Below are 13,291 nucleotides of genomic sequence, written 5' to 3' on the forward strand. Positions count from 1 at the left end.
CTGGCATGGTTCAGCCCAGCAGCGCGCGCCGCACAAAGCGCGACAGCGCCAGCTTGGGCCGCCCCTGCCGGGCGATGTTGTGTGCGGGATCGGTGAACAGCAGCCGGATCAGCGCGTGGCGCGCCGCCATGCCGGCGTTCAGGGCGATGCCCAGCAACTGCCCGTCGCGGCGCACCACGCGGCACGGGATCCAGCCGGTTTGCTCCAGCCACAGCGCGCCCTCGGTGCCGGCGAGGATGGCTGGCGCCAGCGGCGTGGTGACGGCAACGCCGTTGCAGGACAGGTCCCTGGTGGTCACGCGGTATTCCTTGCCATCCACGCGCAGCAGCGCTGCCGCGCGGTGCGGGAAGCGCTCTTCCTTGCGCGGGCGCGGCAGTTCCACGCAGACCAGCAGCGAGGCCAGGTACAGCATCAGCGCCACCCCGGTCCAGATCGTGTTGAAGGCGAGCCCTTGCGCATCGGGGTCCACCACCAGGGCGCGGCCCAGTCCCAGCGCGGAGAAGCCCAGCAACCCCGCGTACAGCACAACGAACTTGCCGTGGATCACCAGCTTGGAGCGGTCCAGCCCCTTGTTTGTCACCTTGAATGGCCGCCCGAATGGCTTGAACATCGCGCTCACCAGCGATGCGGTGACGGCCAGCGCCGCCACGATCTGCGTGACTTCGGTGAAGATCGGCAGCGCGCGCTGGCCGGTGATCCAGATGCTGTACGCCCAGTACGCCACCAGCGCCGGCAGGCCGTAGGCGAGGAACTGCAGCGGCTCGCCGTACAGCGTAGAGACGCCGAGGTACCAGTACAGCAGCGGCCCTGCCAGCAGCATCAGCGTGAACGGCCGCGACAGCCAGTGCAGCAGGCCGTGCACGTAGTGCAGCCGCTGCATCCCGGTGTAGCCGCGCCCGCGCAGTGGCCCGTCCGCGGTCAGCGCCACCTGGATCGTGCCCAGCCCCCAGCGGCTGCGCTGGCTGATGTACTCGGGCAGGCCTTCGGCGGACAGCCCCACGCTCAGGCGCTCATTGAGCCAGCGCGTGAGATAGCCGTGCGGCAGCAGCCGGTAGGTCAGGTGGATGTCCTCGGTCACCGTGCCGGTGGGAAAGCCGCCGATCAGGTCGATCAGATCGCGCCGCACCACGAACGAGGTGCCGATGCAGAACGCCGCGCCCCAGGCGTCCTTGGCTGGCTGCATCACGTCGAAGAAGGCGCGTTGCTCATCGACCCAGCATTCGGTGGCGCGCAGGTTGTACTGGATCGGATCCGCGTTGTAATAGAACTGGGGCGTCTGCACTACGCCCACGCGCGCATCGCTGAACAGGCCCACGGTTCGCAGCAGGATATTGCGATGCGGCGCGAAGTCGGCGTCCAGCACCAGGATGTAGGGCGCGCCGCCGGCCGCGGCGCTGTGGCGCAGGCCGTTGTTGAGATTGCCGGCCTTGGCGTGGGCATTGTCCGGGCGCGTCACGTAGCGCGCGCCGACGCGTTCGCAGAACTCGCGCAGCCAGTCGCGGCGGGTGTCGTCCAGCACCCAGACGCGGAAGTCCGGGTAGTCGATCGCCAGCGCCGAGACAATGGTCTTCTCCAGGATGTCCAGGCCTTCGTTGTAGGTGGCGATGAAGATGTCCACCGGCGGCACCTGCTTGGCGCGGCGCAAGGCGGCCTCGCCCGCGTCGGCGTCTGGGGTGTGGTTGCTGGTGCGCGCCAGCACCACGATCGACAGCAGCGTATAGGCCAGCGTCATGCATTCGAAGGTAAAGAACACATGGGCCCACACGCTGGCGAAGGTCATCTGCCAGTCCGGCAGTGTTTCGCGGATGCGCCAGGTCAGGTACACCGCCAGCAGCAAGGCGGCGACGCCGCCGAACAGCACGCGGTCCGCCGGCCGGTCATGCCGGCACAGCATCGAGAGCAGCACCATCGCCAGCAGCACGCCGCCGTTGATGACCAGCAGCGTCTGGTTTTCCAGGAAGAGGGCGAACATCGTCAGTCCTTGGTGGTGTTGGTGCTTGCATTGGCCGGCGCGGCCGCAATGGCCGGCGGCGGGCAGGATGGTTCCAGGCATCCGCCCGGACGGAAGGGGTTCCAGCGCGCCGCGGCCAGCACGGCCCATGCGGTGGCGCCCAGGTGGGGCAGGTGGAAGTAGTGGAAGTCCTCCGTGGTCGAGGTGGGCCCGATCGACAGCCCGGTGCTGATGCGTGCCTCGGGCGTGGCGTAGAGCATCCCGGACGGCGCCCGCTGCGACAGCAGCAGCTGCCACAGTGGCTGCGCCTGTTGCGCCTGCCCGGCGGCCTGCAGCACCAGCGCGGCCTGCCCGGTGCCTTCGGTCCAGATGCCGTCGGGGCCGCCCTTGAAGCCGTAGCCTGCGCCGGCGCGGTGCTTGGCCTCCACCCACGCCAGGTTGCGGCGCCAGTCCTGCGGCGGGTCCGGGATCGCGATCAGCGGCCACAGCACCGCATCCAGCGCGGACGGGCCGGAGTTTGGCGCGCGCCCATCGTCGCGCGTGCCGATGATGAAGCGGCCCTCGCGCGCCTGCCACATGGCGCCGACAAAGCCGCGCGAGCGCGCCGCGCCATCGCGCCAGCGCGGATCGTTGCGCTGGCTGGCGAGCCAACTGAAGGCGGCATAGGTATCGACGTTGTGCTCGGTCGATTTCCACCCCTGGCGGGTCTGCTTCGGCTCATGGCCGAAGAAGCCGCCGATATAGCCGGCGGGCGCGCCCGTGTCGGGCACGGTGGCATGCACCCAGCCCATCAGCGCGGCGGCGCCATCCAGGTAGCGTGGATCGCGCGTGGCGTCATGCACGGCCAGCAGCAGCAGCGCGGCCCAGGCCACGTTGCCGGTGGCGGTGCCGGCCTGGTAGGCATCTTCAAACCAGCGCTTGCTGGGTTCGTCCCACCAGCCTGGCAGCGGCACCGGGCCAGCCGGTAGCGGGCCGGCGCGGTAGGCGTTGCGCAGGCGCGCATCGCGGAAGTGGCGGTCCTGGCGGGTCGCCTGCAGCACGGCGTCGGCAATGCGGCGCGCTTCGGCGGGGCGCTTGCAGGCCACCAGCGCGATGCCGGCCAGCGCGTTGTCGTAGACGAAGGCGGCATTGCGCAGCGCCGGGGCCAGCGGCTCGCCGCCCGGCGCGGGTTCATAGCTGGCGAGGAAGACGGGGCCGTTGCCGCTTTCACGGCTGACGCGCTCGGCCAGCGTCTTGCAGCCGTCGGCCAGCAGTGTCTGCTGGGCAGGCTCGGCAGCGCGCGCCGCGCATGGCGCCAGCGCGAGCATGGCGGGAAGCAGCGCGCCGGCAACCAGGCGGGGCAGGCGTAGGCGTGCGGTCGGGATCGGCAGTCGCATCCGGGTCTCCTTTGCCTGCGTCGGCGGTTATATCAGCGATGCCCGCAGCTGGCCCAGCCAGCTCTGGTTCAGCGTCACGCGCGCCCAGCGGCCCATGCCGCAATGGCCGGATTGGCTTGGCCCTGCCGCTGCCCCTGCCGCTGCCCGTGTTGCTGTCCCTGAGGCAGCAGCCTTGCCCGGCACGTTGTCCAGCGGGCGGTCGAGCTTGGCGATCACATAGATCTCGTTCTTCTCGATCGGCGGGAATGGCACGAAGTAACGCGCCTGGTCGCCGTCCGGCGCGCGCGGCAGCACCTCTGCCACCGATGCCGGCAACGCCGTGGGCACGCCGTCGACATGCACGTTCAGCCGTGCACCGGGCAGCAGGTTGTCGCTGAGGCTGCGCGGGAACACCGCCACCACGCGCGTCTGCGCGCAGTTGCTGGCGCGCGCCAGGGTGGCGCCGGCGGCCACGCGCATGCCAGGCTGCGCGATCAGGTCTTCGATGGTGCCGGGTTCAGTCGAGCGGATCTCCAGGTTCGAGAGCCGGTCGAGGCGTTCCTGTTCCGTGGCGATCATCTCCTCGACCGACTTGCCATAGGCCTCCAGTTGTTCCAGCTCTGCCGTCAGCTGTGCCGATTCCGCGCTCAGCACCTGGCGCCGCTGGGCCAGCGTGGCACTGGGACCGTCGGTGGACGAGGCATAGACCTTGTTGCGCGCGGCCTCGCTCACGCCGACGGCGTTATCCAGCTCGGCCTTGGCCGCAGCTTTGGCATTGGAGAGCATCGACAGCTGGTAGCGCGAGGCATTGGTGTAGGCCTCGCTGACCGCGCCGGCCCACTGCATGCTCTGGTTGCGGTTGACCACTTCCTGCTGCTGGTCTTCCTGTGCCTTGGCCGATGCCAGGCGCGCCTCCAGCGCGCGTACGCGCGCCCCGTGCTCGCGTTGCGCAGCGCTGTTGTAGCGCTGCAGGTCCTGCTCGGTGGCGGCCATCAGCCGGCGGTTGCTTTCCAGCCGCGCCTTGGCAGAGTCATAGCGCTGCTGGTTGTCGAGCTTCTTGCCGGTCAGGTCGACCAGCAGCGAACGGTCGATGTTCGGGTTCTGCACGATCATCAGCGCCTGGTTGGCCGAGAACGGCTGGTCCGCGGCCACCATCTGCTTCATCACGATGCCTTCCACGGGAGACGTCACCAGGCTGACCGGGCTGTTCACCACGGCCCGCTCCGACGAGCGCGTAAACACATTTGGAAACATGATTGTCAGTACGGCCCAGATGATGAACAGCACCACGCCGTAGCCCGCCATGCGCGGCACGATGTGCCACAGCGGCACCGGAACGGGCTGCGGGCGTTGCACCAGGCCGTCGCCGTGGGGCTGGCGCAGCGGTGCCGGTGTCAGCGGGTGTTGTCTGGGTGGCGGATTATTGCGCTGGTCGGCCATGGTGTTGTTCTCCGGCAAGCAAAGTCAAAAAAGCGTCCCAGCCGGCATGCACAGGGTGCAGGTCGGATGAGCGAAATTCCAGGCAAGCAGGTAGCGTCGCGCAAGGGCTGTCGCGCGGTGCCCGGCTTGCATGTCCCCAATTCAGTTTGTTGTCTGCAGCACGCGCGATGTGGCCAGGCCGTATCGGCGCACCTTGCAATTGGGCCGACAAGCAGCCCGTGGATTAGCCCGGCTTCATCCGGGCAGAGTTGAACAATGGCCAGTCAATGACCACGAAGTGGCAGCCCGCTGACGCAAAGATTCATGCACTCAGGCCGCCGTGTGTGAGTTAAAGGCTAGTCAGTTGCCCCGTCCCTTGCTGTAAAAATGTGTAAGGGGAGGCTGTAGCACTGCTTAACACGGCGGTAACATGGCATGCGATGAACGACGAATGCAGCACACATTGACGGGGTTTTGACCAGGTGCGCGGCAAGCCTCGGCGTTTAGCAGGCTGCTGAAGTACTCACCATGGAAGCGGCGGAGCTTCCCCCAAAAGGGCTGGTGTGTTCGCTACATTTCACATCCGGAAGCCGGGCTTCACTGCGTCGTTTTTTTTTCGCGTTTTGGCGCTCATTTCCGGCCTCATTACCGCGATTACTGCAACTGCGGACGGATTTTTCCCAGCGAGCGCATGCGCACGAGGTTGTAGGCAGCCATGCTCAGCACAAACATCTGGTCGACCTTCTTGAGTCCGCGCACCATCACCTGACGCATGCGGCCAACGGTCTTGATCCATCCAAAGCCTTGCTCGATCAGCTTGCGCTTCTGCTGCGAGACGGCATAACCGGCGCTGCAAGCAATGGCATCAGGAACGGCCGAGCACCGCCCCGAGGTGTTCTGTGCCACGTGGGGAGTCACCTTCATTTCCAGGCACGCCTGGATGAACTCCTGCGCGTCGTAGCCCTTGTCCGCGCCGACAGTCACTTCCACATTCGGGTCTTCAGTTACCTGCCTGGCATCGTTGAGCATGACCTTCGCGGCCTCGCGTTCGGCGTGTCCGTCCGCATTGGTCACCATGGCGCTCACCACCAGGCCGTGGCGGTTGTCGCTCAGAGTATGGCCCATGTAGCGCAGCTCGCAGGCGGTCTTGCCCTTGCGGTACAGCTTGGCATCGGGATCGGTCTTGGACTCGTGCGTCTCGTTGCTGCGTTTGCGACCCCTGAAGTCGCCGCTATCGTCGTCGCTGCCATCCTTGCGCACGAAGCTCTTGTGACCTGCCTACGCCTGAATCAGCGTGCCGTCCACGCTGAAGTGCTCGCCAGACAGCCAGTCCTTCTTCTGCGCAATGACCATCACCTCGTTGAAGAACTCGATCACGGCATCGTGCTTGATCAGCCGTTCGCGGTTCTTGGTGAAGACCGTAGGCACCCAAACTCTGTCGTCCATCGACAGCCCGATGAACCAGCGAAACAGCAGGTTGTACTGCGTCTGCTCCATGAGCTGGCGCTCGGAGCGAATGCTGTAGAGCACCTGCAGCAGCATGGCTCTGAGCAGCTTTTCCGGCGCGATGCTGGGCTGGCCACCTTTGATATCGGCCTCGTACATCTGCGCGAACAACCGGTCCATCTTCACCAGCGCCTGGTTGGCCATGGTGCGGATAGAGCGCAGCGGGTGGGACTTCGGCACGAAATCTTCCAGCCGCCTCATGGTGAATAAGCTTTCCGTGAAGGTGTCAGCGCCGCGCATGAATCTGGGGTTGGGTGGAGTTCTCAGATCAACGCTTCAGCCTGTCGTGGCGCCGACATTCCCTGGAGGTATTTCAGCGGCCTGTTAGGCCGGGGAAGGATAGCGCGGACGCCGTCGGCGTCCTTTCGGCGGCTAATGCGGCGTCTGTTGTTGCTCAATGTATTGGCGGATGATCTCGATGGGCGCACCGCCGCAGCTCCCTGCGAAGTAAGACGGCGACCACAGCGCACCGCCCCATAGCTTCCTGCTGATGCTCGGGTAGTTCTTCTTTCGGATCATACGGCTGGATACCCCTTTCAAGCTGTTTACCAGTGCGGACACCGCGACCTTTGGCGGGTAGTTCACAAGAAGGTGAACGTGATCGTCCTCCCCATCGAACTCCACCAGTTCAGCTTCGAAATCTGCGCAAACGCCGGTAAATATGTCGCGCAGGTCCTCTGCCGGTCATTGTCGTCGCTCATAGGCCAAGAGTATGATTGGGCCATGCAGCGTCTTCAAGCCTTCAAATACGAATTGATGCCGAACGGCGAGCAGCAGCGCAACATGCGCCGTTATGCCGGATCGTGCCGGTTCGTCTATAACAAGGCGCTGGCGTTGCAGAAACAGCGTTACGATCAAGGCGAAAAGAAGCTCAGCTATGCCGGTCTGTGTAAGCAACTCACGGGGTGGCGCAACAGCACGGAAACAGCATGGCTGGCCGATGCACCAGTCCATCCTCTTCAACAGACGCTCAAGGACTTGGAGCGGGCCTACACAAATTTCTTCGCAAAACGGGCCGACTTCCCGCGTTTCAAGAAGAAGGGTCTGGGCGACAGTTTCCGCTATCCCGACCAGAAGCAAATCAAGCTTGATCAGACCAACTCGCGTATCTTTTTGCCCAAGCTGGGCTGGCTGCGATACAGGAACAGCCGCGACGTACTCGGTGAGGTACGCAATGCCTGCGTCAGTCTTTCGGGCGGCAAGTGGTTTGTTTCGATCCAGACTGAGCGGAAGGTCGAGCGACCTGTGCCGAAAGCCACCAGCGCCATCGGCATCGACATGGGCATCGCTCGCTTTGCCACCATGAGCGATGGCACTTTCCTCGCGCCGCTCAACAGCTTTAGGAAGCACGAAGCCAGACTGCGCCGTGCGCAGCGGGCGATGAGCCGCAAGACGAAATTCAGCAACAACTGGAAGAAGTCCAAGGCCCGAATCCAGCGTATCCACGCACGCATCGGTAACGCCCGCCTCGACTACCTGCACAAAGCCACGACCACGATCAGCGAAAATCAAGCGATGGTGTGTATCGAGGACCTGAAGGTACGGAACATGTCCAAGTCAGCGGCCGGTTCAAGCGGGCAACCGGGCAAGAACGTCAGGGCCAAGTCCGGCCTGAACAAGGCCATCCTCGATCAGGGTTGGTACGAGTTCGGGCGTCAACTGGAATACAAGCTAGCGTGGAATGGCGGCTGGCTAATAGCTGTGCCGCCACAGCACACCAGTCGCACGTGCCCTTGCTGCGGGCATGTATCTGCCGAGAACCGGCAGAGCCAGGCGAGCTTCGCCTGTGTGGCATGCGGCTATGCGAATCACGCCGACGTGGTCGGCGCGATCAACATTTTGGCGCGGGGGCACCGCGTTGCAGCCTGTGGAGAGTCGGCGTAGTCAAGCCGCTCTACGAAGCAGGAACCCACCGAAGTGACTACGTAGAGCATCACGTAGCGCCGTAGGAATCCTCGTCCTTTCCGCCATAAGGCGGCAGCCGAAGGCTGAGGACGGGGAGGATGTCAACAGCGCTGCGGTGATGCGGCTAATCGTCGGCAGCGAGCGGCGGCGCGATGTGCTCCAGCGGCCGGCGTTCGGCGTCGATGCCGAAGCGCAACGCCAGCAGCCCGGCAACGATCACCAGCACCGCGCCGAAGCCGTAGCCTGCCGCCACGGCTTCGCGGCTGCCGCTTTCAATCAGCGCGCCCAGCAGCACCGGCGCGATAAAGCCGCCGGTGCCGGTGCCCACGGCATAGAAGACCGAGATCGCCAGCGCGCGCATTTCCAGCGGGAATACTTCGCTGGCGGTCAGGTAGGCGGAACTGGCCGCGGCCGAGGCCAGGAAGAACACCGCTGACCAGCACAGCGCCTGGGCGCGCGCATCGAGCCAGCCTGCAACGAAGGCCCAGCCGGTCAGCGCCAGGCCGATGCCGGACAGCACGTAGGTGGCGCCAATCATGCGCCGGCGCCCGATGTGGTCGAACAGCGGGCCAAGCAGCAGCGGTCCCAGGGCGTTACCCAGCGCAAAGGGAAAGATATACAGCGCCACGCGCGCTTCCGGCACGGCATAGAAGCGCGTCAGCACCAGCGCATAGGTGAAGAAGATCGCGTTGTAGAAGAAGGCTTGCGCCACCATCAGCGCCAGCGTGATCACGCTGCGGCGGCGGAAGCGCCGCAACAGCAGGCGCATGACTTCGCCCACGCCCGGCGCGGCGCGCCGGCGCATGGTCATCGCCACGCAATCGGGTGCCACCGGCGGCAGTGGGCCGTGGCGGGCGCGCACCTCGGCCTCGATCGCGGCGATCACGCGCTCGGCCTCTTCCAGGCGGCCGTGAGTGGCAAGCCAGCGCGGGCTCTCCGGCACATGCCTGCGCACCAGCACGATTGCCACGGCCAGCACCGCGCCCAGCGCGAAGCAGACGCGCCAGCCCCAGACCGGGCCGAACACGCGCGCATCGAGCAGCACCAGGCTCAGCCCCGCGCCGAGCGCCGCGCCCAGCCAGAAGCTGCCGTTGATGGCCAGGTTGACGCGCCCGCGCACGCGCGCGGGGATCAGTTCGTCGATGGCGGAGTTGATGGCCGCGTATTCGCCGCCGATGCCAAGGCCGGTGAAGAAGCGGCAGGCCGCAAAGAAGGCAAAGCCGGGTGAGAACGCGGTGGCCAGCGTCGCCACCATGTAGACCGCGAGCGTGGCCAGGAACAGCCGCTTGCGCCCGAGGCGGTCGGCCATGCGCCCGAACACCAGCGCCCCGAGCACCGCGCCGGCGATATACAGCGACCCCGACCAGCCCACCTGCGTCGCGGTTAGGCCCAGCGTATCGGGGCGCTCCAGCACGGCGCCGACCGAGCCCACCAGCGTGACTTCCAGGCCATCGAGCACCCAGGCAACACCCAGCGCAATCGCCACGCGCCAGTGCCAGCGCGACCATGGCAGGCGGTCCAGCCGCCCGGGAATGTCGGTGCGGAATGCGGTGTCGACGGGAAGGCTGGCGAGGGCGGTATCGGTTGGCATCGCCAAGCAGTATAGGAAACGGGTGCCGCCGCGCTCAGCGGTACAGCACCGTGGGCTGCCAGAGGCCGATGCCGGGGAAGACGTAGAGCAGCAACGGCCAGCACACCATGGCGCTGGTCTTTGCGCCCGCGCACGTTTTAGGCGGAATCCGCCGATGCCGCGGATACGGGCCCGGGCGGCTCAGGGGCGGGCGATGCCGACCGTGAACTCGGCCTCCAGCAGCCCCGCTGCATCAGCGGCCTGGCGCACGCGCATCTGGTTCGGGTGGGATCCCGCGATCGGGTCCTGCGCGGTGGCGCGCGACGGCACGCCGTGCGCGCGGTAGGCCGGGTGGCTGCTCAGCACCTCGCGGTTTAGGGTATCGCTGAAGTACAGCTGGCTGGTCAGAGCTTCCGACTGCCCGAGCAGCACCTTGAAATGGATATGGATGGCGCGCGGCGCGTACCAGCCGGGATAGATCGACATGAACGTTGCCACGCCGTCCTGGCTGGTGGGCTGGACGCCGCGCAGGAACCGCGCCTGGCGGTTGCCGCGGCCTTCGCCGCTGTAGCTGCCGTCAGCATCGCAATGCCAGATGCTGACCAGCGCCCCCGGCACTGGCGTGCAGCCGCGCCCGGCATCCACTACCCGGATGCGCAGGCGCAAGGGTTGTCCGGGCCGGTCGTCGCGGATGTCGGCGCGTACCTGGGCGTCGTCAAGATAGAAGGGGCCTTCGGTGGCGGCGGGCGTCAGCAGGCAGGCGGCGGGGGTGGCTGCTGCCGCTGCCGCGCCGGGCGCGATGCCGGCCGCGGCAAGCAGGCCGCCCAGCTCATGCAGGAATCGGCGGCGCGCCGCGTCAGTGTCTGCCGTGCCGTCGGCGCCAACTGCTGGGCGCTCCGTCATCGTGGGCTCCGTGGTGTTCCGGGTGCGCCTTGCGGCGCGTGGTGCTGCCGGGCTGGCTTTGGGGGCGTCAGCGTCTCATCGCCTTGAGCATCGAGTAGCCGTGGCTGGTGATGCGCGGCTCCTGCCGGCTGCCGTGCAGGATGTCAAGTTGTACGAGTTGCTTTTCGACCAGTGCCTTCAGGTCGATGGGATCGATCTGGCGGGAATCGCTGGAATCGAGGGAATCCGGACCATCGCTCAACAATAGTAGTGTGGCAAGTTCATGCGGGCTCAGCACGTTCGTCTCCTTGGCTAGAGGGGGGCGTTTGCTGGGAGTCTGCGCGGCGCAGCGGCGCCGACGCGGGCGCGGGAAGAGGTCAAAAAGTCCTGGAGACGATGCAGCACATGCCGCGTGCATGTGCTGCGCCGCGGTGGAATGCTGCGGCGCCGCATCCTGTCTCCGGCGACTAATTTGTTTGACGAGGCCGGCAGCACGCGGTTCCGTGCAACGGCTCAACGTTACATGTGACCGGGCGTAGCACCGCCGGCATCGTGATTCACTATTAACCTGTCACGATGACAATGTGATGGCCATGCCGATGCTGTGCAATCGGGGCGGCAGCCTCCCGCCCTTTGCACCGGCTGCACCGCTTGCGCCGCATGGTGGCGTCTATTGGCCCTGCTGCTCGCGCCACGCCTCGTACAGGTCGATGCCCTCGTCGCGCGCCGGCACATAGGCCAGCGTCATCTCCCGTTGCTCCAGCGGCCGGGCCAGTTCGATATAGCCGCGCTCCGCGGACAGGTCGTAGGGTTCGCCGTCTTCATTGGAGTAGGCGTAGTAGACCGCCTTCACGCCGGCCAGGTACATCGCCGACAGGCACATCGGACAGGGGTAGCCGCTGGCGTACACCGTGCAGCCGCTCAGGTCCGGCTTGCCCAGCGCCCGGCTGGCGGCGCGCACCGCCTGCATTTCGGCGTGCGCGCTCGGGTCGCAGTTGGCCTCCACCTCGTTTACCGCGCGGGCCAGCACCTTGCCGTCCCTGACGACCACGGCGCCAAAGGGCCAGGTATTGCGTTCGCGCACGTTCTCCATGGCGAGGCGGATGGAATCAAGCAGATAGGCTTCTGTCGTGGACACGCGTTGTCTCCAGTGAGGCCTGGCCCGTGCAGGCGGACGATGGTTCGGGCCTCGGGAATATAGGCCAGCGCGCGCCGGCATGGTGGCGTGGGTTGTTATAGGGCGTATTTGGGCCGTGCGCGTGCAGTACCGGCTATTGGCGATGGCACTGGCGCGCATTCGAATCCATCACTTCGCGCGGCGTGGCCGGCATGACAGAATGCACCCGACCGCATCGATAGCCTGATACCCCTTGCACCTGACGCATCCGCACGGAGGAAAGAACATGCTGGCGGCGCGCCTGTCCATCTGCCTTGCCCTGGTCATTGCCATGCTGACACCCACCTTAGCCGCCGCCGGCGGCCCGCCCGAACAACAGCTGCGCGAGGCCGCGGCCAGCGGCAACGCCGCGCAGGTCACCGCATTGCTTGGCCAGGGCGCCAGCATCGATGACCGCGATGCGCAGGGACGTACGGCGCTGCTGCTGGCCACGCACCACAATCGCGTGCAGGCGGCCAGGGTCCTGATCGATGCCGGTGCCGACGTGAATGCGAAAGACGCCATCCACGACAGCCCCTACCTGTACGCCGGCGCGCGCGGCTACAACGAGATCCTGCGCCTGACGCTGGCCCATGGCGCGGACCTGCGCAGCACCAACCGCTACGGCGGCACCGCGCTGATTCCCGCCGCCGAGCGCGGCCATGTCGAGACCGTGCGCACGCTGATCGCTGCCGGCGTGGCCGTGAACCACGTCAACAAGCTCAAGTGGACGGCCTTGCTCGAGGCCATCATCCTCGGCAACGGCGGGCAGGCCCATACCGAGATCGTGCGCCTGCTGGTCAAGGCGGGCGCCGACGTGAACCTGGCCGACGGCGACGGCGTCACGCCGCTGCAGCATGCGCGCCAGCGCGGCTATACCCGGATCGAGCAGATTCTCAGCGCCGCCGGTGCACGCTGATCCTTGCGCCGCAAGGCGGCTCGCTCTCGTCTGCCTCATATATACTGTCAGTGTGCATACAAAATGGTGAGAGCGATGTCTGCGAGAGCGAAACGCAACGCAACGAGCGGCAGTAGTGAGGCGGCGGATGCCGTGCCGGAAGCCGATCCGGCAAAGGAGTTGCTCTGGGCACGTCCGGGGTTCCTGGTGCGGCGCTTGCACCAGATCCACGTCGCGATGTTCTTCGAGGAGTGCAAGTCGCCGAACATCACGCCCGTGCAATATGCCATCCTGACGGTGCTGTCGGTGCTGCCGGGGCTGGACCAGACCTCGCTCGGGCAGGAGGTCGGCCTGGACCGGACCACGACCGCCGATGTCGTGCGCCGGCTCGAAGAGCGCGGGCTGGTAGAGCGCCGCGACAACCCCGCCGACCGGCGCACCCGCCATGTCTACCTGACGCGGGAAGGCAAGAGCGTGGTCACGGCGCTGCGTGCCGACATGGCGCGTGCGCAGGAGCGCATGCTGGCGCCGCTGAAGCCCGCTCAGCGCGAAGTGTTCATGGACCTGCTGGCGACGCTGGTGGAAGCCAACAACCAGTACAGCCGCACCGTGCTGCGCAGCATGTAAGCCCGACGGCGGGCGCAAGGCC

Annotated in this window: 10 protein-coding genes and 2 pseudogenes; 3 read left to right on the forward strand and 9 right to left on the reverse strand. The window is 66.3% G+C overall.

All coding sequences use genetic code 11. The annotated features are described in order from the left end of the window. Window positions 1–10 precede the first annotated feature (10 nt). The 5 genes and pseudogenes from KB879_RS08660 to tnpA all read right to left on the reverse strand — a co-directional run. Window positions 11–1,972 carry a glycosyltransferase gene (locus KB879_RS08660; protein WP_211981012.1) on the reverse strand — a complete coding sequence of 654 codons (1,962 nt, stop codon included), beginning with the start codon at window positions 1,970–1,972 and terminating at the stop codon, window positions 11–13. A 2-nt stretch (window positions 1,973–1,974) separates the two neighbouring features. Then, a complete protein-coding gene (locus KB879_RS08665) occupies window positions 1,975–3,327 on the reverse strand; it encodes a hypothetical protein (RefSeq protein WP_211981013.1) in 1,353 nt (450 codons plus the stop codon). 27 nt (window positions 3,328–3,354) lie between these two features. Beyond that, a complete protein-coding gene (locus tag KB879_RS08670; RefSeq protein ID WP_211981014.1) occupies window positions 3,355–4,746 on the reverse strand; it encodes an HlyD family secretion protein in 1,392 nt (463 codons plus the stop codon). Between the two features lie 633 nt (window positions 4,747–5,379). Further along, a pseudogene (locus KB879_RS08675) lies at window positions 5,380–6,471 on the reverse strand (IS5 family transposase). Window positions 6,472–6,603: 132 nt separating this feature from the next. Further along, window positions 6,604–6,903 (reverse strand): annotated as a pseudogene (tnpA, locus tag KB879_RS08680) (IS200/IS605 family transposase); the annotation flags it as partial. Window positions 6,904–6,954: 51 nt separating this feature from the next. Between tnpA and KB879_RS08685 the strand changes: the two are divergent. Further along, window positions 6,955–8,115, forward strand: coding sequence for an RNA-guided endonuclease TnpB family protein (locus KB879_RS08685; protein ID WP_211982147.1), 1,161 nt, complete (start codon window positions 6,955–6,957; stop codon window positions 8,113–8,115). 145 nt (window positions 8,116–8,260) lie between these two features. Here KB879_RS08685 and KB879_RS08690 read toward each other — a convergent pair whose 3' ends face one another. The 4 genes from KB879_RS08690 to KB879_RS08705 form a co-directional block, all read right to left on the reverse strand. Beyond that, the gene (locus KB879_RS08690) at window positions 8,261–9,727 is read right to left on the reverse strand and encodes an MFS transporter (protein WP_153955053.1); all 1,467 of its coding nucleotides are present in this window, start codon (window positions 9,725–9,727) and stop codon (window positions 8,261–8,263) included. A gap of 180 nt (window positions 9,728–9,907) precedes the next feature. Continuing rightward, window positions 9,908–10,609 carry an intradiol ring-cleavage dioxygenase gene (locus tag KB879_RS08695; protein WP_153955054.1) on the reverse strand — a complete coding sequence of 234 codons (702 nt, stop codon included), beginning with the start codon at window positions 10,607–10,609 and terminating at the stop codon, window positions 9,908–9,910. 67 nt (window positions 10,610–10,676) lie between these two features. Then, window positions 10,677–10,886, reverse strand: coding sequence for a hypothetical protein (locus KB879_RS08700; RefSeq protein ID WP_041228569.1), 210 nt, complete (start codon window positions 10,884–10,886; stop codon window positions 10,677–10,679). A gap of 372 nt (window positions 10,887–11,258) precedes the next feature. Then, on the reverse strand, window positions 11,259–11,726 hold the full coding sequence (locus tag KB879_RS08705) for a nucleoside deaminase (protein WP_041228570.1): 468 nt from the start codon (window positions 11,724–11,726) through the stop codon (window positions 11,259–11,261). Between the two features lie 265 nt (window positions 11,727–11,991). Between KB879_RS08705 and KB879_RS08710 the strand changes: the two genes are divergently transcribed. Further along, on the forward strand, window positions 11,992–12,663 hold the full coding sequence (locus tag KB879_RS08710) for an ankyrin repeat domain-containing protein (protein WP_153955055.1): 672 nt from the start codon (window positions 11,992–11,994) through the stop codon (window positions 12,661–12,663). Between the two features lie 75 nt (window positions 12,664–12,738). Next, window positions 12,739–13,269: a MarR family winged helix-turn-helix transcriptional regulator gene (locus tag KB879_RS08715; RefSeq protein WP_013952430.1), complete on the forward strand. Its 531-nt coding sequence runs from the start codon at window positions 12,739–12,741 to the stop codon at window positions 13,267–13,269. Window positions 13,270–13,291: the final 22 nt, after the last annotated feature.

The sequence above is a fragment of the Cupriavidus sp. KK10 genome, from assembly GCF_018223725.1.
Taxonomy (GTDB): Bacteria; Pseudomonadota; Gammaproteobacteria; order Burkholderiales; family Burkholderiaceae; genus Cupriavidus; species Cupriavidus necator.